The following is a 21,256-nucleotide window of genomic DNA, read 5'->3' as shown; positions in this document are numbered from 1 at the left end:
GAGGCCGAGCATGACGGCTTTGGTCATACCGGTTCCGGCTCGCTCAATCTCCAGAAGAGCCGGACGCCGCCATCCTCAGTGCTCTCCAGCCCGGGAACGGCCGAGAGGAGCTTTCTGGTGTAGTCGTGCTTGGGTGCATCGAAGATCTGGTCGCGGCTGCCTTCCTCGACGATGCGGCCGTCCTGCATGACGACGACCCGGTCGGAGACCTGCTCGACCACGCCGAGATCATGGCTGATAAACAGGCAGGAGAAGCCGTGCTTCTTCTGCAGTTCCGCGAAAAGCTCCAGCACCTGCGCCCGCACGGTGACGTCGAGGGCCGAAACCGGCTCGTCGGCGATGACGAAGCTCGGCCGGCGGATGATGGCGCGGGCGATAGCGACGCGCTGACGCTGGCCGCCGGAGAGCTCGTGCGGGTAGCGCTCGGCAAAGCCGTCGCCGAGGCCGACCTCGCTCAGCACCTCCTGCAGGCGCGCCTTCTTCTCGGCCGAGCCCATGCCGTTCACCAGCCGCAAGGGCTCAGCCACGAGCGCGCCGATCGTCATCCGCGGGTCGAGCGAGGAATAGGGGTCCTGGAAGACCATCTGACAGTTCAGCCGGTAGTCCCAAAAGGCCGCGTCGCTCCTGTCAATCGGCTTGCCGTTGAAGCGGATCTCGCCGCCGCTCGGCTTGATCAGGCCGGCGATGGCATGGCCGAGCGTGGTCTTGCCCGAGCCGGAGCCGCCGACGACGGAGACGACCTCGCCGGGCTTCACCGAGAGGCTGATCCCGTGCAGGGCCCGCTTGCCCTGTTCCTTGCGGAAGAAGCCCTGGCGGCCGCCATAGTCGACGACCAGATCGTTGACCGAAACCAGCGGGGTCGTTGCGTCGGGTAACCTACGCGCTGGCTCACGATGCGGCATCGCGGCCAGGAGCTTGCGGGTGTAGGGATGCTGCGGCCGGGCGAGGATGTCTTCGCTCTTGCCCTGCTCGACGACGTCGCCCTGGCACATCACGACGATGCGGCTGCAATAGCGCGCGACCATGCCAAGATCATGCGAGATCAAGAGCACGGCGGTGTTGTTGGCCTGGGTCAGATCGACCATCAGCTCCATGACATCGCGCTGGACGACGGCGTCGAGCGCCGTGGTCGGCTCGTCGGCGAGGAGCAGCGCCGGCTTCAGCAGCATCACCGAGGCCAGCATGATGCGCTGGCGCATGCCGCCGGAATACTGGTGCGGATAGGCGTTGAAGGCGCCTTCGGGATCGCGGATGCCGACGCGCCTGAGCATGTCGAGGATGAGCTCGCGCCGGCCGGCGGCGTCGAGCTTGCGATGCAGCGCCAGGCCCTCTTCGAGCTGGCGTCCGATCAGCATGGACGGGTTGAGCGAGGTCATCGGCTCCTGGAAGACCATGCCGACACGGGAGCCGCGCATGGCGCGCAGGCGCTTTGGCGCCATGGTCGTGACCTCCTCGCCGTCGAAGCGGATCGAGCCGGAGATCAGCCGTACGGCCGGCGGGATGAAACCCATCACCGCCCGCGCCGCCAGCGTCTTGCCGGAGCCGGATTCGCCGACGATACCGACGATCTCGCCGGGCGAAACGGAGAAGCTGACATCGTTGACGACGGTGCGGCCGGATGAGCCGATCCTGAGGGTAAGGCCGTCGACTTCCAGCAATGGCTTGATGCTCTTGCGTGTCACGTTTTCCTGCCGCGAAACGGTGCCCACCTCGCTCGAAAACACGTTGGTCATCGCGCACCCCTCATCCGCGGGTCGAGCTTGTCGCGCAGGGCGTCGCCGAGCAGATTGATGCCGAGCAGGGTCAGCGAAATGCAGAGGCCTGGGAAAATGCCGAGCCAGACGGCCTGGCCGATGTAAGGCCGCGAGCCCGCCAGCATGTTGCCCCAGGTTGGCGCCGGCGGCGGCACGCCGAGACCGAGGAAGGAGAGCGAGCTCTCAGCCAGGAGGACCCAGCCGAACATCGAGGTCGCCAGCACGGTCAGCGGCGCGATGCAGTTCGGCAGGATGTGGCGGGCCATGGTGAAGCCCTCGGAATTGCCCATCACCCGCGAGGCCGAGATGAACTCGCGTTCGCGCAGCGACAGCACCGTGCCGCGCACGATGCGAGCGACCGAGGGCGCATAAGCGATGCCGAGCGCCAGGATGATGCCGTATTTGTTGGCGCCGACCACGGCGAGCAGGCCGAGCGCCAGCAGGATGCCCGGGAAAGCGAGCAGCGCGTCGTTGAAGGCCATGATGGTGCGGTCGACCCAGCCGCGGACATAGCCCGAGAACAGGCCGATGATCGTGCCGAGGGAGACCGCCAACGCCACCGTCAAAAGGCTGATCCAGACCGAGGTGGCGGCGCCCGCCATCAACCGCGAGAGCACGTCGCGGCCGAACTCGTCGGTGCCGAGCCAGTGCATCGCGGAGGGCGCGGCGAGCTTGGCGCGGAAGGAGAGCTTGAGCGGGTCGAAAGGCGTCCAGACCGAACTGATCGCGGCGACGATGCCGAGGAAGCCGATCAGCGTGCCGCCGACCAGGGCGTTGGGGGCGGGAAGCTTCATTGCGCGCTCACCCTCGGATCGAAGATCGGGTAGCAAAGGTCGATCACGAGATTGACCAGCACATAGGTGAAGGCGACGAAGAGCATGCAGCCCTGGATCACCGGATAGTCGCGGGCGAAGATCGAATCGACCAGCAGACGACCGAGGCCTGGGATGGTGAAGACCGTCTCGACGACTGCGATGCCGCCGAGCAGGTTGCCGAGCACGAGGCCGATCAGCGTCCAGGTCGGGCCGAAGGCGTTCTTGAAGGCGTGGTTCCAGAGCACCGCGCTTTCGGTCAGGCCCTTGGCTCTCGCATGGGTGATGTAGTCGAGCCGGAGCACTTCCAGCGTCGAGGCGCGGGCCATGCGCAGGATCACGCCGATCTCGTGCAGGAACAGCGTCATGATCGGCATGATCAGGTAAAGGATGCCGGCGACGGGGTTCTCGGCGATCGAGACGTAACCAACCACTGGCAGCCATTCGAGCTTGAGGCCGAAGAACAGCAGCAAGAGCAGGCCGAGCCAGAAGGTCGGGATCGAGAGCAAGAGCGTCGCAACGGCGACGAGGCTGAGGTCGAGCGAGGAATCCTGCTTCCAGGCGGCGAGGACGCCGGCCGGCACAGCGACGAGGCTGGCGAGCGCGACTGCGACCAGCACGATCTGCGCCGAGATCCAGAAGCGCGACAGGATCAGCGGCAGCACCGCCTGCTGCGACGAAATCGACTGGCCGAGATCACCCTTGAGCAGGTTGCCGAACCAGATACCGAACTGGACCGGCAGGCTCTGGTCGAGACCGAGCCGCGCCTGCAGGTCGGCGATAGAGGCCGGGGTCGCCAGGTCCCCCAGCATCAGCGAGGCCGGATCCCCCGGAATCAGACGGATCAGACCGAAGACCGAAACCGACACGATCAGCAGTGTCGGTACGGACATCAGGATGCGCGTCAGCGCGAAGCGCAGCATCGGTTTCCTCCCCGGTGCTTGGTGATGTCCGGCTGTGTCAGTTCGCCAGCGTCACTTCCCACATGCGCAGCTTCGACTGCCATGGCTTGAAGCCCTGGATGCGCTTGGCATGAGCGATGATGTCGAGGCCGTTGAAGGCGAAGATCATCGGGACTTCGTCGATGACGCGCTTGTGCAGTTCGTCGACGATCGTCTGGCGCTCGGCCCGGTCGGAGGTGACGAACAGCTTGTCGATCTGCTTCTGCGCCTCCGGATTGTCCCAGACCTTGCGCGGCTGCTTGTCCTTCGGCCCCGAGAACTGCTCGAAGGCGATGGCGGGGTCGAAGCGGGCCGAGAAGGAGAAGGACTGCATCTGGTAGTTGCCCTTGTTGTAGCGATCGAGCTGGGTCGCCCAGTCCAGCACCTCGATCTCGGCATTGACGCCGACGGCCTGCAGCATCTGCTGGGCCACCACCGCCGCCGGGAAGCTCGGCACGATCGGGCGCTTGTTGGCGAGGATCACGATCTTCTCGCCCTTGTAGCCGGCCTCCTGCAGCAGCTTCTTGGCGCGGGCCGGGTCGAAGCTCAGCCCCTTCTTCTCGACCTCGCCGAAATAGCTCGAGCCGGAATAGATCGGCGAGGTGTTGGGCTTGCCGAGGTCGTTGTAGAAGGCGGCGACGATCTCATCCATATCGAGCGCGGCGGCGATCGCCTGACGCAGCTTCTGGTTGCCCATCACCGCGTCCTTGACCTGGATCAGGAAGACGTGACGGACAGCATTGGGCTCGGCCGCGACCGAGAGCTTGGGGTTCTTCTTCAGCTCGGCCGCGTCGCTCGGCAGAATCTCGGCGAGATCGAGCGCGCCGGAGATGAGGCCGGCCTTCACCGTCGCCGGGTCCTTGACGATCAGGAACTTGACGTCCTTGAGCAGCGGGCGCTTGGAGCCGACATAGCCGTCGGCCTTGCCGCCGTCCTTCGGCGACTTGTAGCCCTCGAAGGCGGTCATGGTGAAATACTCGCCGCGCTTCCACTCGCCGAACTTGTAGGGACCGGTGCCGATCGGCTTGTCCCAGGACCCGTCGGCCTTGACGGAGTCCTTATGCAGGATCGCGGTCATCGCGCAGTCGGTGCGCGCGAGCGTGTCCAGGAAGAGCGCGTTCGGCTTGTCGATCTTCATGACGAAGGTGCGCGGATCCGGCGCCGTCGCCTCCTCGACCTTCAGGCCCGAGCGGCCATCGAATTCCGAGGTGCAGCGCCAATCGGTCTTCGGATCCATGTAGCGGTTCCAGCTCCACAGCACGTCGGCCGACGAGAGCTCGGCGCCGTTGTGGAACTTGACGCCCTGGCGCAGCGTGAAGGTGTAGGTCTTGCCGTCGGCGGAGAGGTCGACCTTCTCGGCGAGCAGCGGCGTCGCGACGCCGCCCTCATTGTAGCCGACGAGGCCCTCGACCAGCTGCAGCGCGAAATCGTCGGTGTTGTCGTCGCGATTGACGCCCGGATTGTTGCTGCGGATGTCGGCGGCGACCGCGACCGTGATGGATTGGGCAGCGGCGGGGCTGGCGAGCGCGAGCAAGGCGAAAGCGGAGGCGAGCAGTCGGTTCATCGGCAATTTCCCCTCTTTGTCTTGTTGTCTTGGTTTGTCGTTGCGCGTGCGATCGCCGGGTTCAGGCGGCCCTGGCCGCGCCGGATCGGCGCTTGGCGAGCACGTCGGCGAAAAAGTCCTCGACCCGCGAGACGGCTTTCAGCCCGTCATGCGGCATGTTCGGCACGAGGTCGAAACGCACCTCGATGCCGTGCTCCTCGAAATTGCGGCGCAAGCTGTCGAGCCGCTCCGGGCGGTTCGCGCCGGCATGGTTCGCATCCGGCATCCAGCTGCGGTCACCGGGCTTGTGGGTGATCTCCCAGGTCTCGAGATCGGCGGCGCCGACGATCATCTGCACCGCGACCTTGCGGATCGCCTCGACATCGGGGGCGGAGCCGAAGAGCTCGGCCATGTTGCGGGTGCCGACCCACCAGTCGCGCGTCGGGTCGAGCAGCGTCACCGAGCCCGGCGCGCCGATCGAGGCGGCCCAGAGCCGGTTCGGCTGCAGCATCAGGAAGCGATGAGCGAAATGGCCGCCGCCGGAATAGCCGAACAGGGCGAAGCGATCGAAGCACAGGCCGTAATGCTGGGCGACTTCCTCGACCATGGCGAGCAGGATCTGGTCGTATCTGACCCCGCCCTCGGCCATGTATTTGAAGCCGTTGCGGTTGCCGTCGCCCATCACGCCGATCGGGAAGAGCGGGGCGAGGATGATGCAGTTGTTCCAGCGGCCGAAGGCTTCGAAGGCGTCGCGATAGCCGGTGAAGCCGCGGCCGGTGCCGTGCATGGTGACGACGAGCTCGGGCGCCTGCCCGCCCTTGCCGAGGGTCTTCGGCACATAGAGGCAATAGCTGAAGCGCGGATCGGCCTTGCAGGCGACGACCGGCGTCGGGCCGAGATCGTATAGCGCGCGGGCGATCGCCGCCGCGTCGTCCTGCTTGGCGGGCTTTGCAGCGGGAGCGGTCATGCGGCGTTTCCTGATTGGCTGCAAGATTGGCGCCAATTTTGTCGCATGATATGAGAGGACCTGCAAGCTGGATTCGGCAGGCCCTGTGCCCAAGGCAGGCGAGCCAGCTCGCGAGCATCGCTGCCGCGCCCTAAGTCTTTGTTTTTCATGATTCTTGACGCAAAAACTGCTTCACAGCTCTGCTGAAACTGCTCTAGAGACCCCTCATGGCCAGCCGTCCAAGAACCCGCCAGCGCGCCAAGGGCGAACTCGCCAACGAGATCGCCAAGGCAATTCATATCCGCGCCTATCGCCCGGGCGAATGGCTGCGGCAGATCGATCTGGAGGAGGCGTTCCAGGCGACGCGCTTCGATGTCCGCACCGCGCTCGACGAGCTCGCCGTGCGCAAGACGATCGAGCACGTGCCCAATCGCGGCTACCGTGTCGTCGAGGTCGATCTCGCCACCTACCGCGCGATCCGCGACACCCGCATCATCCTGGAGAGCGCCGCCTGCCGCCTTGTCATCGGCAAGCTGGATGACGAGGCGCTCGCCCGGCTCGATGGACTCGCCCACGAGTTCAGCCGGGCGGTGCAGAGCGGCACGCGCGTCGAGCAGAGCGAGATCAACCGCGCCTTCCATAGCCTGATCTATGTCCATTGCGGCAATCCGGTGCTGGTCGAGACGATCTGGAGCCTGCGCGACCGTTCGCGCGGCTCGGCGGTCACGGTCTGGGCCTCGCATCAGGCCCTGCTCGCCAGCGATGCCGACCACCACGCCATGGTCGCGGCGCTCCGCGCCGGAGACGGCGAGCGCCTGGCCACGCTCACCGCCAACCACATCATCAAGGACCTGATCGAGGTCAACGGCGCGGCCTAGCGATGCTATGACCGACCCATGTGAACCCTCACCCTGAGGAGCAGCCATAGGCTGCGTCTCGAAGGATGCTCCAGTTGGTTCGGGAGCCTCCTCGAGCATCCTTCGAGACGCCGCGGACGCGGCTCCTCAGGATGAGGGCTCAAGAGCAAATACGACCGCCTTGTTACTCGGCGACCGTCACTTCCCAGAGCCGCGGCTTCGACAGGATCGAGGATTTGTAGCCCTTGACCCGCTTGCCATAGGCGCCGGCGTCGATGCCGTTGTAGAGCATCACCATCGGCACTTCGGCGATGAAGCGCTGGTGCAGCTCGTCGAACAGCTTCTGGCGCTCGGCCTTGTCCGAGACGACCATCGACTTGTCGAGCAAGGCCTGCGCTTCGGGATTGTCCCAGACCTTGCGCGGCTGCGTCGCCTTCGGACCGGTCACGGATTCGAAGGAGAGGGCCGGGTCGAGCCTCGCCGAATAGGGGAAGGCCTGAAGCTGGTAATTGCCCTTGGAATAGCGGTCGAGCTGCGTCGCCCATTCGAGCACTTCGATCTGGACGTTGATGCCGGCGGCCTGCAGCATCTGCTGCGAGACCACGGCAGCGTCGAAGCTCTGCGGGTAGCGCTTGTTCGCCAGCATCACCAAGGGCTCGCCCTTGTAGCCGGCTTCCTGGAGCAGCTTCTTGGCGGCCGCGAGGTCGTGCTTGTAGCCCTTGGCCTGGACCGCGCCGTAATAGGACGACATCGCCGGCACGATCGAGTTGTTGCGCTTGCCGAGCCCGTCGGTGACCTGGGCGACCAGTTCCTCGGTGTCGAGCGCCGCCGCGATCGCCTGGCGCAGTTTGACGTTGCCGAGCAGCGGGTCGCGCGTCTGCAGGAGGATGCCGACAAGGCCCATGTTCTGGGTGATCGAGAGCCCGATGCGCTGGTCCTTCCTGAGTTCCTTGACCTCGGCATTGGCGACATCGGGTACGATGTCGATGTCGCCGCGCAGCAACGCCGCCTTGGCGGTCGCGCCGTCCGGAATCACCATGAAGCGGACTTCGTCGACGAGCGGTCGCTTGCCGCCGGTATAGCCGTCCGGGGCGCCCGGCAGGCTGGCATAGGCCTCGTTGCGGGCAAGGCGGATGAACTCGCCGCGCTTCCATTCGGTGAATTTGTAGGGGCCGGTGCCGATCGGCCTGTCGAAGGAGCCATCGGCCTTGAGCGAATCCTTGTGCAGGATCGCGGTCATCGCGCAGTCGGTGCGGGCGATGTTGGCGAGGAAGAGCGAGCTCGGCTGGTCGAGCTTGAAGACGACGGTCGCCGGATCGGGCGCCGTCACTGCCTCGACCTTGGCGCGGCCGCGGCCGTCGAATTCCGACAGGCAGCGCCAGTCGGTCTTCGGGTCCATGTAGCGGTTCCAGCTCCAGACCACATCGGCCGAAGTGAGATCGGCGCCGTTGTGGAACTTCACGCCTTTGCGCAGGGTGAAAGTGTAGCCCTTGCCGTCCGGCGAGACCTCGACCTTCTCGGCGAGCAGCGGTTTCACCGCCGAATCCTCGCCATAGGCGACGAGGCCTTCGACGACATGCAGGACGACTGCGTCGGTGTTGTCGTCGCGATTGACGCCCGGATTGATGCTGCGGATATCGGCGTTGAGGTGCACCTTGATCGTCGGTGCCGCCAGCGCCGGGCCGGCCAGGATAATGGCCAGGGTCGCATAGGCGGCCGTGATCGGTCTCAGAGCCATTTTCGTACCTCCTGTTGTTCTTCCGCCGGCGCGGGCCGCCCTCTTCGGCCTTGCGCGCCTGATCCGTTCGACCGTCCTATTCGGCGGCCTGCGCCAGCGTCACCGGCTCGTCGGTGAGGCTGTAGCGCGTGAAGACTCGGTTCAATGCCGGCAGCGGCGCGACCTCCATCGTGCCTTTGGCCGGCTGCATGATCACCATCGAGACGGTCGCCGAGAGATTGCCGGCGTCGTTCGGGCGCGGCGGCCGGCAGACCGAATGCGGCGTCAGGAAATCGTCGAAGAAGGCTGCCTTCAGATCGTCGACCGTCAGCGCGCGGCCGGCCTCGTTCAGCAGCTTCCTGACGCGCCAGTCGCGGTAGAAGCTCTCGGGCACCCGCGGGATGCCGGTATCGGTGATCTTGGTGAGCGCGACCTGACCGACCCAGTGATTGGCGTGCACGATCAGCCCGTCCTCGGGGTAGAGCGGGAAGGCGGCGTCGGGAGCGCATTCGAAGTCGATGCCGAAGCCGGCCACAGTCGAGAGCATCATGTTGTTCGAGCAGGCCTTCGGCGTCGTCGCGACCGCCTTGATCGCGAAGGCGAAATGCTCCTGCTCGAGCACCTTGCGGCGGATCAGGGCGAGCGGCACGCCGACCTGCGTGAAGTCGCGCTCGCTTTCGAGATAGTTGGCGGTGATCGAGATGCCGGCCGCGTTCATGCCGCAGCGAGCGAGGCCACCCGCCTCGACGAAGGTCAGGAAATCCGGCCCGTCATCGCGGCGCACGCGCAGCACGATCGCCGTTTCCGCGCATTCGGCCTTCCAGTCCCAGTTCTGTCCGTGGATCAGTTCGCCCGTGGCGCTGCGCTCGGGCAGGATGATCGCGCCGGTGCAGCCGTCGTCGAGCTCTTCCTCCGCCCCGACCGGCTTGCTCTTCTCGAGCTTCGCCTTGGCGATCACCTCGGTGCGGGCATTGATCATGATGACGTCTTCGAGCGCAACGCCGGCGCCGTCGGCAATGCCGCGCATCTCTTCGATGTAGTGCGCGCCGAAAGCCTCGATCTCGCGGGCGAATTCGCCGATCAGGCGAGACTTGGCGGCAGCGTCATAGCCGAGATCGCCGAGCTGGCCGCCATAGAGCTCGATCGAGCGCTTGACGCGCTTCGGCACCGCCGCACCATGCTGGCGGCCGCGCTCATAGGGCGTGCCGGAGACATCGACGAAGGGAAAGGGCTCGACCATGGCGGGAACTCCGCATTCTCTCTGGTGCTGCGTCAATCCATAATGTATTTCATTTCGAAATAAGACAATCAAGAGCCTTTCGATGACGACGCCGACACGATTGCAGCAGGAGATCGCCGAGCGGATCCTCCGCATGGTCCGAGAGGATGGGCTCGAAGCCGGCGCCTGGCTCAACGAGAACAGCGCGGCGCGCCGCCTCAACGTCTCGCGCACGCCGGTGCGCGCGGCCATCGACCATCTCGCCCGGCAGGGGCTGGTGCGACGGCATCCGAACAAGGGCGTCGAGCTGCTCAGCGCTCCCGAGGGGCCGGCCGACGCAGGAGCGACCGCCGACGAGACCGAGCTCCTCATGGTCAAGGTCGCGCAGGACCGCCATGGCGGACGCCTGCCCGACGAGATCTCCGAGCTGGAGCTGATGCGGCGCTACGAGCTCGGGCGGCCCGAGGTGCAGCGCCTGATGACGCGGCTAGCCGATCTCGACATGGTCGAGCGCAAGCGCGGTTATGGCTGGCGTTTCCTGCATGAGGCGCGCGACCAGTCGGCCCATGACGAGCGCTACCGCTTCCGCCTGCTGATCGAGCCGATGGTCTTCCTGGAGCCCGGCTTTGCGCTGGAGCAGAGCTGGATCGACGAGATGCGGACCCGGCACGAGCTGACGCTGTCGCAGCCCTGGAAGGAGAGCTCGGCGATCGGCTTCTACGAGATGAACGCCGATTTCCACGAGGGGCTGGCGGCAGCCTCGGGCAACCGCTTCATCCATTCCGCCATCCGCCGGCAGAACCAGATGCGCAGGCTTTCCAATTACGACTGGACCTATGGCTATGAGCGCGTCGTGGTGAACAGCCGCGAGCACCTGCAGATGCTCGCGACGATCGAGGCCGGCGATCTACAGCTCACCAGCGCCCTGATGCGCAGCCATCTCCAGCGCGCCATGCAGTTACGCCGCCCGGACGGGCTGGACTGATCCGAGCCCTCATCCTGAGGAGCAAGCGCAGCTTGCGTCTCGAAGGATGCTCCAGCTGATTCCGGAGCCTCCCGGAGCATCCTTTGAGACGCGCTCCGGCGGAGCGCTCCTCAGGATGAGGGCAGAAGGGATCAAAGCGCCGGCCGCGCTATTCAGGCACTCTCGCTATTGTCTTTTTGATTTAAGAAAGACATCATGCGGCGATCCATAGCGAGGACCCGCCGATGACCGCGCATGCATTCGCCGCCGAAAGCCGCCGCGACAACGCTCCCGACGCGTTCTGGATGCCGTTCACGCCAATGCGCGCTTTCCGGCAGGCGCCGCTGCTGTTCGAGCGCGCGGAGGGCATGCACTACATCACACCGGACGGGCGGCGCGTACTCGACGGCATGGCCGGGCTCTGGTGCGTCAATGCCGGCCACGGCCAGGCGAAGATCACCGAGGCGATCCGCGAAGCGGCCGGCCGGCTCGATTTCGTCTCCTCCTTCAAGATGAGCCATCCCGATGCGCAGGCCTATGCGGCGCGGCTCGCCGACTTCGCGCCGGAGGGGATCGAGCATGTCTTCTTCGTCAATTCAGGCTCGGAGGCGGTCGACACCGCCCTGAAGATCGCCCGCGCCTACCATCAGGCGCGCGGCCAGGCCTCGCGCATCAAGCTGATCGGCCGGGCCAAGGGCTATCACGGCATGGGCTGGGGCGGGCTCTCGGTCTCCGGCATCGGCCGCCACAAGGCTGCATTCGGGCCGCTGCTGCCCGATGTCGCGCATCTGCCGCTGCCCTATGACCGCGCCAGCATGGCCTTCTCCCGCGGCCGACCCGAAGGCGGGCTCGCCGCGGCCGAGGCACTGGAAACCCTGCTGCAGGTCCACGACCCGGCGACGGTCGCGGCCGTAATCGTCGAGCCGGTGACCGGTTCCGGCGGGGTCTATCCGCCGCCGAAGGGCTATCTCGAACGCCTGCGCGCGATCTGCGACAGGCACGGCATCCTCTTGATCTTCGACGAGGTCATCACCGGCTTCGGCCGGCTCGGGGCGCCCTTCGCGGCGCAGGCCTATGGCGTCAGGCCGGATCTGATGAGCTGCGCCAAAGGCATGACCAATGGCGCGGTGCCGATGGGCGGCGTCCTTGTCGCCGGCCACGTCTACGAGGCCTTCATGGCCGGCCCACCCGAGGCGATCGAGCTCCTCCACGGCTATACCTATTCGGCCCATCCCCTCGCCTGCGCCGCCGGCCTCGCGACGCTCGATGTCTTCGCCGAGCAGGACATCCTAGGTAGCCTCGCCAAGGTACTGCCGCTCTGGGAGGAGCGGGCGTATCGGCTGAAGGACGCGGCCCATGTCGTCGACATCCGCACCGCCGGCCTGCTCTGCGCGATCGATCTCGCGCCCCGTCCGGGCGCCGAGGGCGTGAGAGGGGCAGAGGCCGGCAAGCGCTGCCTCGATGTCGGCGTGCTGATCCGCAATGCCGGCGACACGCTGGTGCTGTCGCCGCCGCTGGTCATCGCCCCCGAAGAGATCGAGACGATCTTCGCCGCCATCGAAGTGGCATTGGAGCGGATCGCCTAGGCTCAGCCATCGCAGCCAGTTTGATCCTGCAGCGACGCTATCGGTGAACTGTGGCGCTTCGCCGCCAAGTCCCGGCTGGAAAAGTGCCGCGCACGGGACTAAACCCTGACGATGACCTTCTCGTCCGCTCTTACGCCAATCGCGGTCGGCGCCGTCGCCGTCGTGCTTTTGCTTGGCCTGATCAACATGCTGCGCGGCGGCAGCGCCGGCACCTCGCAGAAGCTGATGCGACTGCGCGTCGTGCTGCAGTTCATCGCGATCCTGGTGATCCTGGGCGTGGCATGGTGGCGCAGCGGCTGAGGCCGGATTTGGATAACCGCCTGCCGTCACATTGCGGCCACCACTCTCTGCGTTTCACTATCTTACGATCCGATTAAGAGAACACCGCCCCTCATGGTCCGCGTCGCGTCGATAGCTGTTGCCTTCTCCCTTCTTGCCGCGCCGGCCCTGGCGCAGGGCGAAAGCAGCGTGTCCCGCGCACTGGGCTATGCGCCCGCCGACCAATCGCCCTCCGCCTCATGGGAGGCCCGTTTCGGCGCCGGAGCCGCCAATCCGGGCGGGCGCGAAAGCGGCCTTCTGAATTTCGGCGGCGAGTTGCTGACCCCGCGCATCGCCACCCTCAGCGACCGCATCGCGAATGCCTTCGTGCCGCGCTTCCATCTCGGCTCGAGCCTCAACCTCAATGGCACCCAATACGCCTATGCCGGGGCGACCTGGACAGTCGACATCTCGCAGGCGTTCTTCGTCGAAGCCAGCCTCGGCGCGGCCGTGAACAACGGCAAGACCGCGGGCGTCGTGCCGGAGAACCGGCTGAACCTCGGCTGCAACACTGGCGCGCGCGGCGCCGCCGCACTCGGCTACCGTCTGAACGATCGCTGGAGCCTGATCGCGACGATGGAGCATTTCAGCGCCTCGAACTGCTCCGACAACCTCGCCGCCGGCACCGGCGCCCCGCGCGGCCCGTCGAATTTCGGCGCCCGGCTCGGCTACACCTTCTGACTACCCGATCGGTGCAGATTCGCCTCCCGCTGGAAAAGCGCTGAGCCCGCCTGTCAATCGAAGCCGGAATGGCCGAGAACGGAACGCCGGAGCAACCGGCGACGACAAGCGAGGCGAGGATGAAACTGCACGGCTATTTTCGTAGCTCGGCGGCCTGGCGCGTGCGCATCGCGCTGAACCTCAAGGGCCTTCCCGTCACCCACGTCTCGCATCATCTGCGCAATGGCGAGCAGCGCGCGCCGGATTATCTTGCGCTCAACCCGCAAGGGCTGGTGCCGGTGCTCGAGCGCGATGATGGCAGCGTGCTGCCGCAGTCGCTCGCCATCATCGAATGGCTCGACGAGACGCATCCAGAACCGCCGCTCCTGCCGTCAGACCCCTTTCAGCGCGCGCGGGTGCGCGCCTTCGCCCAGATCATCGCCTGCGACACCCACCCGGTGCAGAACCTCAAGGTGCTCAACCGGCTGCGCGAACTCGGCCATGGCAGCGACGTGGTCCTGGCTTGGGCCGCAGCGGTCAATGTCGACGGGCTCTCGGCCTGCGAGCGGGTCGCTGCGAAAAATCCTGGGCCGTTCTGCTTCGAGCAGGCACCGAGCCTCGCCGATATCTGCCTGGTGCCGCAGCTCGGCAATGCCAGGCGCTTCAAGGTCGATGTCGCGCAGTTCCCGCGCCTGCTCGAGGCCGAGGCCGCAGCGCTCGCCCTGCCGGCCTTCCGCGACGCCGCGCCCGAGAAGCAGGCCGACGCGGAGTGACGAATTTCAGCGTGACCTCACGACAAAACGGTCAGGCAGCCCCTGGCTTTGGGAAAGCCGCTCCCTGAGTTCACACGAACGGAAGCTTCCCGGCGCTGCGCCCTGGGCTTCACCAGCGCCGGTAGGGATACCAGCCCGGCCCATAGAAGCCCGGGCCGTAGAAGCTGGATTCGAGCCGGGCGCGCTGCGACGCCGAACGGTCGAGATCGACCGCCATCAGGCAATTGGCGAACGGGTCGGTGCCTTGCCGGAAGCCATAGGACCGACAGCGCCCCTCATCGGCTGCACGCTGCTCGGCCGGCGTCACGCAGCCGCCGAGCGCCGCGACGAGAATCACTGCAACACACAACTTCGCTTGCATGGCGGCTCTCCGTCCCGGCCGGAATTCGCACGGAATAGGCCCGGAAAACGGCCATTCCGCGACAGCACTCCGGCGCCAGCTGCATTTTCCCTGCCTTTTACCGCGATTGCAATCGATCAGCTGCGATGCAGCCCCTCACTGCCGAGATGCACAGGCTGAAAGCAAAACGGCCACCCCGGAGGGTGGCCGCGGCTCCTTGCGGAACAAGGAGGAAAATGGTGGGCGCGACAGGGATCGAACCTGTGACCCCTACGATGTCAACGTAGTGCTCTCCCGCTGAGCTACGCGCCCTTTCGCCCGAAGGCTCCAGGAACGACACCAGCCCGGGGGCGACGTCGTTGCGAGTGAGGCGGCTATAGCGAGTCGCAAGCCGCCTTGCAAGGCGCTTCGTCGGCTTCTTCCAACGAAACGCACATTGGCCTGTTGATCAGGCGGCGAGCAGCTTCTCGACCTCGTTCACCAGCTCGCGCAGATGGAACGGCTTGGAGAGAACCTTGGCGTCCTTCGGCGTCTGCGAATCCGGGTTGAGCGCCACAGCCGCAAAACCGGTGATGAACATCACCTTGATGTCGGGATCGAGTTCCGTGGCGCGCCGCGCCAGCTCGATGCCGTCCATTTCGGGCATCACGATATCGGTCAGCAGGAGCTCGAACGGCTCCTCGCGCAGCCGGTTATAGGCCGAGAGCCCATTGTCGAACGAGGCGACGTCATAGCCTGCGTTCTGCAGAGCCTTGACCAGGAAGCGGCGCATATCGTTGTCGTCTTCGGCGAGGAGAATCTTCGTCATGGCGCCTGCAATCGTCCGTCTCGTTGCGCTGACGCGCGCCCGGCACGGACTGGAGCCGCACCCGATTCGCTCGCCTCGTCATTCATTGAAACCAGGCCGGCCGTCCCGCCGCCCCGGCCGCCGCCGCCCCCGGCCTGCGCAGCGCCTCTAGCACCCGCCTGCGCCCTCCGGGACCATGCGCTTCCATTTGCGCCCATTACAGTAAACAACCGGTGAATGCGGGCGATCCATCCACAGCCGGCATGCTCTTCAACCTCGGCTCGCTTTGTGCTTCAGTCGCGCGACATGATGCCGCCAGTCGAAATCGCCACCCCGCATCCCGAGAGCGTGATCGCCGAGATCGAACGCCCGTTCACGCTGTTCCAGCCGGCGCTGCAGGTCGTGCCCGTCGTCGTCGACGTCCCCCATGCCGGCCGGCGCTATCCGGCGGCCTTCGTCGAGGGCTCGCGCCTGCCGCTGCGCTCGCTCAGACGCTCGGAAGACGCCTATGTCGACCTGCTCTTCCAGCATGCCGTTGCCCTCGGCGCGCCGCTCCTCATCGCCGAGTTCCCGCGCGCCTATCTCGACGTCAACCGCGAACCCTTCGAGCTCGACCCACGCATGTTCGAAGGCCGCCTGCCCGGCTTCGCCAACACCCGCTCGCTGCGGGTCGCCGGCGGCCTCGGCACCATCCCGCGCATCGTCGGCGATGCGCACGAAATCTATCCCGGGCGCATTCCGGTCGAAGTCGCGCTGACGCGGATCGAGGAGCTCTACCGCCCCTATCACGCCGGCCTGCGCCATCTGGTGAACCGGACCCAGGCGGCTTTCGGCACCTGCGTCCTCGTCGACGCCCATTCGATGCCCTCGACCGGGCTTGATCGCGAAGGCCTCGCCAAGGCGGATGTGATCCTCGGCGACCGCTTCGGCACCAGCGCCGCCGGAATCGTCGTCGAGGCTGCCGAGGAGGCGTTCCGCCGCGCCGGCCTGAAGGTCACCCGCAACCGCCCCTATGCGGGCGGCTTCATCACCGAGCATTACGGCGCGCCCGGCGCCGGCGTGCACGCGCTGCAGATCGAGATCAATCGCGGCCTCTACATGGACGAAACGACGCTCGAGCCGAATGCCGGCTTCGCCGGCCTGCAGCAGGTGATCAACGCCGCCATGGCCGAGTGCTTCGCGCGCTGGAGCGGCTGGATCGACGACTGGCGCCAGGCGGCGGAATAGGCGCAGACTAGGGAAACACCGGAGGAGGGCCGGAGCGACGCTACGGCAGCGGCCAAGAAAAAGGGCCGCTCACTGGCGTGGCGGCCCAAGTCTAGGGAGGAAACGCCCAAGGAGGGCAACGAAGGTTTGAGGTCATCTCCCCTTCGCAGTGCACAATAGGCGCTGCACCGCAAAAACGCAAGCCCGATCGACGAGCCTTACGAGGGGTATGCGCCAGACGCAGATCGAACGCCGCACCGCAATCGCGCTTGTCTTCTCACCGCGCCGCCAGCATGAAGGCAGCGGGCGGCCCCATCGGCCGCGGATACGGGGGATTGGGAATGAGCGCGGTCGATTTCACGGAGTTCGTCGCCGGGCTCGCGACCTCCTCGGGGCAGGCGATCCTCCCCTTCTTCCGCGCCAAGCACACCACCGAGGACAAATCGGCCGGCGGCACCTTCGACCCGGTCACCGAGGCCGATCGCGCCGGCGAGGCGACGATGCGCAACCAGATCAAGCGCAGCTTCCCGGAGCATGGCGTGCTCGGCGAGGAGTTCGGCACCGAGAACGCCGATGCCGAATATGTCTGGGTGCTCGATCCGATCGACGGCACCCGCGCCTTCATCTCCGGGATTCCGGTCTGGGGCACGCTGATCGGGCTGACGCGCAAGGGCGTGCCGGTCTACGGCATGATGAACCAGCCCTTCACCGGCGAGCGCTATTCGGGCGATGGCCGCAAGGCCCGCTATGAAGGCCCGGGCGGCCCGCGCGAGCTGCACACGCGCCAGACCGCGGCGCTCGCCGAGGCGACGCTGATGACGACGAGCCCTCACCTTTTCGCCGGCGCCGAGAAACAGGCCTATGGCCGCGTCGAGAGCGCGGTACGCCTGACCCGCTATGGCTGCGACTGCTACGCCTACTGCATGCTCGCCGCCGGCCATGTCGACCTGGTGATCGAGAGCGGGCTGAAGCCTTATGACATCGTCGCCCTGATCCCGATCATCGAGGGTGCCGGCGGCATCGTCACCTCATGGAGCGGCGGCAGTGCCGCCGAGGGCGGGACTATCCTCGCCGCCGGCAACAAGGCCCTGCACCAGGCCGCCCTCGCCTTGCTCGCCGGCTGAGGCGTTGGCCTCCAGCGTCTCGCCGGGCACGAAGGCGTCGAACGCCGCCCAGAACTGCGCCCGGATCGCGTCACTCTCCATCAGGATCTCGTGGCGCGCCGTCGGCAGCACCAGCGCCGAACCCGTCTTGAGCCGCGCGGCAAAGCGCTCGATCGCCGGCGTCGAGACGACGGGATCGCGCCCCGCCGCGATCACCAGCGTCGGCACGCGTACCTCGAGGGCCGCGCGCGGCGCCGCGAGCCTGTCCATCAGTTCGAAGGCGGCACGGATCCAGCCGACGCTGGGATCGCCGATGGCGAGCTCGCGCGCCGCCGCGGTGAGCGCCGCATTGCGGGCATAGCGCACCGGGTCGCCGGTCAGCCGGTTGCCTTCGAACGGCTTGGTGCCGATCGCCGTCTCGCCGCCGCCGGGCACGAAGGCCCGCCCGAAGCCGAGCCAATACAGCACGAAGGCCAGAATGCGGGCCGCGCGCGGACGCTCGATCATGCTGATCCCGAGCATCGGCGCGAGCGCGACCAGCCTTGCGACCGGCAAGGCGCCGCGCCGCGCCGCATCGAGGCAGAGCGCGGCCCCCATCGAATGCGCCAGCGCGAAATGCGGGGTCGGCAGCCGCGTCTGCATTTCGGCGATGGCGAGAGCGAGGTCGCGCTCATACTCCCTCAGACGCCCGACATGGCCACGCCGCGGCCGGCCAGTGAAGCGCTGCGAGCCGCCCTGCCCGCGCCAGTCGAAGGTGATGACGTGGAAGCCGCGCCGACGCAGCTCGGCGATCGTCTCGCTATAGCGCTCGATGAACTCGGCCCGCCCCTGGGCGATCAGCACCGTGCCCTTTTCCAGCCTGACGGTCGGATGCCAGCTGGCGAAGCGCAACCTTGCGCCGTCGCTGGTCTGCGCAAACCAGACCTTGCCATGGCCGGGAACGGGATAGCCGGCGTCGTGGAAGAATTCGGCTTCGGCCATCGGCTCGTCCAGCTGGCGGATAGGCTGCTTATGCCCCTCTCGCAGGGGTCTTGAAAAGCCCGAAACCCTCCCCCAGATCAGTCATGCGCAGGCCGGAACCGGCTGCGCGAGACTGCAACCGAGGCCCGCGCTCATGGCGAGGCGGGCTCAACACTCTGTCGCTTCCTTTGGAGGACAATTATGCGTTCCTACGATCTTTCCCCGCTCTATCGCTCGACCGTCGGCTTCGACCGCCTGTTCTCGCTGCTCGACCAGGCCACCAGCGTCGACAACGCGCCGACCTATCCGCCCTACAATATCGAGCGCACCGCCGATAACGCCTACCGCATCTCGATCGCCGTCGCCGGCTTCGCCGAGGCTGACCTTGCCATCGAGAGCAAGGAGAACGCCCTCACCGTCCGTGGCGAGAAGAAAGTCGCCGAAGGCGGCGAGAAGCGCGAGGTCCTGCATCAGGGCATCGCCGCGCGCGCCTTCGAGCGTCGTTTCCAGCTCGCCGACTATGTCCAGGTGACCGGCGCGAGCCTCGAGAACGGCCTGCTCCATATCGACCTCGTCCGCGAGATCCCCGAGGCCAAGAAGCCGCGCCTGATTCCGATCGGTGCGCAGGGCGCCAAGGTGATCGAAGCCAAGGTCGCGACCAAGCAGGCGGCGTAACCGCCGGCAGGGCGCAGACCGCGCCCGGCAGAAACAAGAAGGCCTCCCCGGGAAACCGGGGAGGCCTTTTCTCTATGCGGCGCCATCGCTGCGGAGCGCCCGGCCGCCCCTTAGTTCAGCGGCGCGATCGGGACCATCTCGGGCTTCGGTGCCTCGGCCTTGGTCCCCTCGATCCGCACCGGCGGGACGGTGGTGTCGGGCACCGGGATGCCGCTCGGATGGGCGCGAGCTAGCGGCGGCGCCAGCTCCGGCCCGTCGGCATTGCGGACATCCTGGGGATTGACCAGCCCCGGCTTGCCGATCTCCTTGGGCGCCACGGTCGGCACGGCGAGCGGCTTTGCCGGCACCGCCGCCGGGGCGGGAGGAGCGGCTGGCGAAGGCGGCGCCACCGTCGCCGGAGCGCTCGCCTCGGCGGGCGGCTTCAATTCGGCCGGACGTGGCGGCGGGCGCGGAATCAGCCGCTGCGCCGGCCGTTCGATCTGCGGATCGAGCCGGGCGGTACGGGCCGGCGCTCCCAGCACGATCCGGTCGATCAGATCGCCGCTATAGCGGTCGAGGATCAGGCGCACCCTGGCGCCATCGCGGCCCGCGCCGTCGACGACATAGGAGGAGCGTGTCGCGATCGTGCGGTCGACCCGGACGAGCCCGAACTCGCGTGCCGCCAGCCGCCCGATGGCGCGCTGCGGGATCGGAGCAGCCGGAAGCGGCGCATAGTCATAGCGCCGGCCATAGCCGTAATCGCGATCATAGCCCCGGCTGTAATAGGCGTAGCCGCCGCCGTAATCGTCGATCTGGGCCAGCGCCGGGCCGGCTGATGCCAGGGCCGCAGCCGCAATGGCGAGCCCGGCGAGATGGCGACGCAGATCGTGCGGACCCCGCTCGGGCGAAGTGAAAAGTGCCATGGTCCTGTCCTTGTGCGGCAGAATCTCAGGCTTCAGTTCTCGGTAAGGATTACGGCGTGCTTGCGGCACGAATCCGGTCGCAATCCAGTGATTCCCGGGTTTTTCAGGCCTCCGCGAAGATTGCGAGCAGGCGTTCGACATCTTCTGGCCTCGTCGCGAAGGAGCAGACGAAGCGCCCGATCGTCTCTCCCGGCGCCAGCCCCTGCCCTTCCGGCAGCGCTCCATCCGACCAGTCGATGAACTGCACTCCGCGCGCCTTGAGCTGGTCGCGGCGAGCCTCCGGCAGGATCGCGAAGACCTCGTTGGCCTCGCAGGCCCAGGCGAGCTGGGTGTTGCCGAGCGCAGCGATGCCGGCAGCCAGCTTGCCGGCCATGGCGTTGGCGTGGCCGGCGAGCCCCAGCCAATGGCCATCGGCCAGCAGGCCTTCGAACTGGGCGCCGATCAGCCGGCCCTTGGACAAGGTGTGCCCCGCGCGCTTGCGCCGCCAGGGCATCTCGGCCGCGGAGGCGGGTTCGAAGAACACCACCGCCTCGGCCGCGAAGGCGCCGTTCTTGGTGCCCCCGAAGGAGAGCACGTCGACACCCGCCTTCCAGGTGATCTCGGCGGGCGAGCAGCCGAGCGCTGCGACCGCATTGGCGAAGCGCGCGCCATCCATGTGCAGCTTGAGCCCGCGCGGCGCGATCGCCGCCTTCAGCGCCGCGATCTCGTCCGGCCGATAGACCAGCCCGCATTCGGTCGCCTGCGTGATCGACAGCATCTGCGGCTGCACCTGGTGCAGCGAGTCCGGCCGCATGCGCGCCAGCTGGTCCGTGACCAACGCCGGAGCGAGCTTGCAGCCCTCGCCCGGCAGGCCGACGATCTTGGCGCCGCCGGCGAAGAATTCAGGCGCCCCGCATTCATCGGCCGCGACATGTGCCTCGTGATGGCAGAGCACCGCCCCCCAGGGCTGGACCAGGCTCGCCAGCGCCAGCGCGTTCGCCGCCGTGCCCGATGTGACGAGGAAGACCGCGACCTCGCGCTCGAACAGTTCGGCGAACAGGGCCTCGACCCGCTTCGTCCAGGCATCGTTGCCATAGGCGGCGGCGAGTCCATCATTGGCCGCCAGCATGGCCTGCAGAACGGGAGCGCTCGCCCCGGCGAGATTGTCGCTGACGAAATTCATGTCACCCTTCCGCAAACCGGTCCGGAAGCTG

General features: G+C 66.8%; 21 protein-coding genes and 1 tRNA gene. 9 read left to right on the top strand and 13 right to left on the bottom strand.

The genetic code is table 11. The annotated features are described in order from the left end of the window. Nucleotides 1-23 precede the first annotated feature (23 nt). From AC1REK_RS13980 to AC1REK_RS13960, 5 genes are all read right to left on the bottom strand, one after another. Nucleotides 24-1,733 carry an ABC transporter ATP-binding protein gene (locus AC1REK_RS13980; protein WP_492270715.1) on the bottom strand — a complete coding sequence of 570 codons (1,710 nt, stop codon included), beginning with the start codon at nt 1,731-1,733 and terminating at the stop codon, nt 24-26. Further along, complete coding sequence (locus AC1REK_RS13975) at nt 1,730-2,548, bottom strand: ABC transporter permease (protein ID WP_492270716.1); 819 nt, start codon at nt 2,546-2,548, stop codon at nt 1,730-1,732. Before AC1REK_RS13975 ends, AC1REK_RS13980 begins: the two co-directional genes overlap by 4 nt. Beyond that, a complete protein-coding gene (locus tag AC1REK_RS13970) occupies nt 2,545-3,489 on the bottom strand; it encodes an ABC transporter permease (RefSeq protein ID WP_492270717.1) in 945 nt (314 codons plus the stop codon). Before AC1REK_RS13970 ends, AC1REK_RS13975 begins: the two co-directional genes overlap by 4 nt. 37 nt (nt 3,490-3,526) lie before the next feature. Beyond that, on the bottom strand, nt 3,527-5,071 hold the full coding sequence (locus tag AC1REK_RS13965; RefSeq protein ID WP_492270718.1) for an ABC transporter substrate-binding protein: 1,545 nt from the start codon (nt 5,069-5,071) through the stop codon (nt 3,527-3,529). Between the two features lie 61 nt (nt 5,072-5,132). Next, nucleotides 5,133-6,017: an alpha/beta hydrolase family protein gene (locus AC1REK_RS13960; RefSeq protein ID WP_492270719.1), complete on the bottom strand. Its 885-nt coding sequence runs from the start codon at nt 6,015-6,017 to the stop codon at nt 5,133-5,135. Nucleotides 6,018-6,223: 206 nt separating this feature from the next. Between AC1REK_RS13960 and AC1REK_RS13955 the strand changes: the two genes are divergently transcribed. Further along, a complete protein-coding gene (locus AC1REK_RS13955; RefSeq protein ID WP_492270720.1) occupies nt 6,224-6,874 on the top strand; it encodes a GntR family transcriptional regulator in 651 nt (216 codons plus the stop codon). Nucleotides 6,875-7,037: 163 nt separating this feature from the next. Here AC1REK_RS13955 and AC1REK_RS13950 read toward each other — a convergent pair whose 3' ends face one another. After that, on the bottom strand, nt 7,038-8,591 hold the full coding sequence (locus tag AC1REK_RS13950; RefSeq protein ID WP_492270721.1) for an ABC transporter substrate-binding protein: 1,554 nt from the start codon (nt 8,589-8,591) through the stop codon (nt 7,038-7,040). 76 nt (nt 8,592-8,667) lie between these two features. Beyond that, a complete protein-coding gene (locus AC1REK_RS13945; RefSeq protein ID WP_492270722.1) occupies nt 8,668-9,810 on the bottom strand; it encodes a C45 family autoproteolytic acyltransferase/hydrolase in 1,143 nt (380 codons plus the stop codon). An 82-nt stretch (nt 9,811-9,892) separates the two neighbouring features. Between AC1REK_RS13945 and AC1REK_RS13940 the strand changes: the two genes are divergently transcribed. From AC1REK_RS13940 to maiA, 5 genes are all read left to right on the top strand, one after another. Continuing rightward, entirely contained in the window at nt 9,893-10,774 is an 882-nt protein-coding gene (locus AC1REK_RS13940; protein WP_492270723.1) for a GntR family transcriptional regulator, read from the top strand. A 224-nt stretch (nt 10,775-10,998) separates the two neighbouring features. Next, nucleotides 10,999-12,339, top strand: a complete 1,341-nt coding sequence (gene aptA, locus AC1REK_RS13935; protein WP_492270724.1) for an omega-aminotransferase AptA — start codon at nt 10,999-11,001, stop codon at nt 12,337-12,339. Between the two features lie 111 nt (nt 12,340-12,450). Then, a complete protein-coding gene (locus tag AC1REK_RS13930; protein ID WP_066477090.1) occupies nt 12,451-12,639 on the top strand; it encodes a twin transmembrane helix small protein in 189 nt (62 codons plus the stop codon). 168 nt (nt 12,640-12,807) lie between these two features. Beyond that, nucleotides 12,808-13,338 carry an acyloxyacyl hydrolase gene (locus tag AC1REK_RS13925; protein ID WP_492270725.1) on the top strand — a complete coding sequence of 177 codons (531 nt, stop codon included), beginning with the start codon at nt 12,808-12,810 and terminating at the stop codon, nt 13,336-13,338. 119 nt (nt 13,339-13,457) lie between these two features. Beyond that, nucleotides 13,458-14,090 (top strand): maleylacetoacetate isomerase, encoded by a 633-nt coding sequence (gene maiA, locus AC1REK_RS13920; protein ID WP_492270769.1) that lies wholly within the window; start codon nt 13,458-13,460, stop codon nt 14,088-14,090. 109 nt (nt 14,091-14,199) lie between these two features. Here maiA and AC1REK_RS13915 read toward each other — a convergent pair whose 3' ends face one another. From AC1REK_RS13915 to cpdR, 3 genes are all read right to left on the bottom strand, one after another. Continuing rightward, complete coding sequence (locus AC1REK_RS13915; RefSeq protein ID WP_316018491.1) at nt 14,200-14,451, bottom strand: hypothetical protein; 252 nt, start codon at nt 14,449-14,451, stop codon at nt 14,200-14,202. A 216-nt stretch (nt 14,452-14,667) separates the two neighbouring features. Beyond that, nucleotides 14,668-14,742, bottom strand: a tRNA-Val gene (locus AC1REK_RS13910). Nucleotides 14,743-14,878: 136 nt separating this feature from the next. Beyond that, a complete protein-coding gene (gene cpdR, locus AC1REK_RS13905; RefSeq protein WP_038363805.1) occupies nt 14,879-15,238 on the bottom strand; it encodes a cell cycle two-component system response regulator CpdR in 360 nt (119 codons plus the stop codon). A 288-nt stretch (nt 15,239-15,526) separates the two neighbouring features. On the opposite strand from cpdR, the gene AC1REK_RS13900 reads away from it, so the two are divergent. Further along, nucleotides 15,527-16,444, top strand: coding sequence for an N-formylglutamate amidohydrolase (locus AC1REK_RS13900; RefSeq protein ID WP_316018553.1), 918 nt, complete (start codon nt 15,527-15,529; stop codon nt 16,442-16,444). Between the two features lie 320 nt (nt 16,445-16,764). After that, nucleotides 16,765-17,547: a histidinol-phosphatase gene (hisN, locus tag AC1REK_RS13895; protein WP_492270726.1), complete on the top strand. Its 783-nt coding sequence runs from the start codon at nt 16,765-16,767 to the stop codon at nt 17,545-17,547. On the opposite strand, the gene AC1REK_RS13890 is transcribed toward hisN, so the two are convergent. Next, complete coding sequence (locus tag AC1REK_RS13890) at nt 17,452-18,507, bottom strand: alpha/beta fold hydrolase (protein ID WP_492270727.1); 1,056 nt, start codon at nt 18,505-18,507, stop codon at nt 17,452-17,454. The two genes, hisN and AC1REK_RS13890, sit on opposite strands and share 96 nt — an antisense overlap. 180 nt (nt 18,508-18,687) lie before the next feature. Between AC1REK_RS13890 and AC1REK_RS13885 the strand changes: the two genes are divergently transcribed. Next, complete coding sequence (locus AC1REK_RS13885) at nt 18,688-19,161, top strand: Hsp20 family protein (protein WP_492270728.1); 474 nt, start codon at nt 18,688-18,690, stop codon at nt 19,159-19,161. A gap of 110 nt (nt 19,162-19,271) precedes the next feature. Here the strand turns inward: AC1REK_RS13885 and AC1REK_RS13880 are convergent, their stop codons facing one another. Both AC1REK_RS13880 and AC1REK_RS13875 read right to left on the bottom strand, forming a co-directional pair. Continuing rightward, nucleotides 19,272-20,063: a hypothetical protein gene (locus tag AC1REK_RS13880; RefSeq protein WP_492270729.1), complete on the bottom strand. Its 792-nt coding sequence runs from the start codon at nt 20,061-20,063 to the stop codon at nt 19,272-19,274. A 103-nt stretch (nt 20,064-20,166) separates the two neighbouring features. Then, the gene (locus AC1REK_RS13875) at nt 20,167-21,225 is read right to left on the bottom strand and encodes a threonine aldolase family protein (protein WP_492270730.1); all 1,059 of its coding nucleotides are present in this window, start codon (nt 21,223-21,225) and stop codon (nt 20,167-20,169) included. Nucleotides 21,226-21,256: the final 31 nt, after the last annotated feature.

The organism is Allobosea sp. GW823-FHT02B03 (assembly GCF_058797755.1).
This window is presented reverse-complemented; position numbering and strand designations above follow the sequence as displayed.

What these genes read in the sequence shown, in the direction of transcription:
- AC1REK_RS13980 (WP_492270715.1), bottom strand. Translation starts at nt 1,733, where the DNA reads ATGACCAACGTGTTTTCGAGCGAGGTGGGCACCGTTTCGCGGCAGGAA.
- AC1REK_RS13975 (WP_492270716.1), bottom strand. Translation starts at nt 2,548, where the DNA reads ATGAAGCTTCCCGCCCCCAACGCCCTGGTCGGCGGCACGCTGATCGGC.
- AC1REK_RS13970 (WP_492270717.1), bottom strand. Translation starts at nt 3,489, where the DNA reads ATGCTGCGCTTCGCGCTGACGCGCATCCTGATGTCCGTACCGACACTG.
- AC1REK_RS13965 (WP_492270718.1), bottom strand. Translation starts at nt 5,071, where the DNA reads ATGAACCGACTGCTCGCCTCCGCTTTCGCCTTGCTCGCGCTCGCCAGC.
- AC1REK_RS13960 (WP_492270719.1), bottom strand. Translation starts at nt 6,017, where the DNA reads ATGACCGCTCCCGCTGCAAAGCCCGCCAAGCAGGACGACGCGGCGGCG.
- AC1REK_RS13955 (WP_492270720.1), top strand. Translation starts at nt 6,224, where the DNA reads ATGGCCAGCCGTCCAAGAACCCGCCAGCGCGCCAAGGGCGAACTCGCC.
- AC1REK_RS13950 (WP_492270721.1), bottom strand. Translation starts at nt 8,591, where the DNA reads ATGGCTCTGAGACCGATCACGGCCGCCTATGCGACCCTGGCCATTATC.
- AC1REK_RS13945 (WP_492270722.1), bottom strand. Translation starts at nt 9,810, where the DNA reads ATGGTCGAGCCCTTTCCCTTCGTCGATGTCTCCGGCACGCCCTATGAG.
- AC1REK_RS13940 (WP_492270723.1), top strand. Translation starts at nt 9,893, where the DNA reads ATGACGACGCCGACACGATTGCAGCAGGAGATCGCCGAGCGGATCCTC.
- aptA (WP_492270724.1), top strand. Translation starts at nt 10,999, where the DNA reads ATGACCGCGCATGCATTCGCCGCCGAAAGCCGCCGCGACAACGCTCCC.
- AC1REK_RS13930 (WP_066477090.1), top strand. Translation starts at nt 12,451, where the DNA reads ATGACCTTCTCGTCCGCTCTTACGCCAATCGCGGTCGGCGCCGTCGCC.
- maiA (WP_492270769.1), top strand. Translation starts at nt 13,458, where the DNA reads ATGAAACTGCACGGCTATTTTCGTAGCTCGGCGGCCTGGCGCGTGCGC.
- AC1REK_RS13915 (WP_316018491.1), bottom strand. Translation starts at nt 14,451, where the DNA reads ATGCAAGCGAAGTTGTGTGTTGCAGTGATTCTCGTCGCGGCGCTCGGC.
- cpdR (WP_038363805.1), bottom strand. Translation starts at nt 15,238, where the DNA reads ATGACGAAGATTCTCCTCGCCGAAGACGACAACGATATGCGCCGCTTC.
- AC1REK_RS13900 (WP_316018553.1), top strand. Translation starts at nt 15,527, where the DNA reads ATGCCGCCAGTCGAAATCGCCACCCCGCATCCCGAGAGCGTGATCGCC.
- hisN (WP_492270726.1), top strand. Translation starts at nt 16,765, where the DNA reads ATGAGCGCGGTCGATTTCACGGAGTTCGTCGCCGGGCTCGCGACCTCC.
- AC1REK_RS13890 (WP_492270727.1), bottom strand. Translation starts at nt 18,507, where the DNA reads ATGGCCGAAGCCGAATTCTTCCACGACGCCGGCTATCCCGTTCCCGGC.
- AC1REK_RS13885 (WP_492270728.1), top strand. Translation starts at nt 18,688, where the DNA reads ATGCGTTCCTACGATCTTTCCCCGCTCTATCGCTCGACCGTCGGCTTC.
- AC1REK_RS13880 (WP_492270729.1), bottom strand. Translation starts at nt 20,063, where the DNA reads ATGGCACTTTTCACTTCGCCCGAGCGGGGTCCGCACGATCTGCGTCGC.
- AC1REK_RS13875 (WP_492270730.1), bottom strand. Translation starts at nt 21,225, where the DNA reads ATGAATTTCGTCAGCGACAATCTCGCCGGGGCGAGCGCTCCCGTTCTG.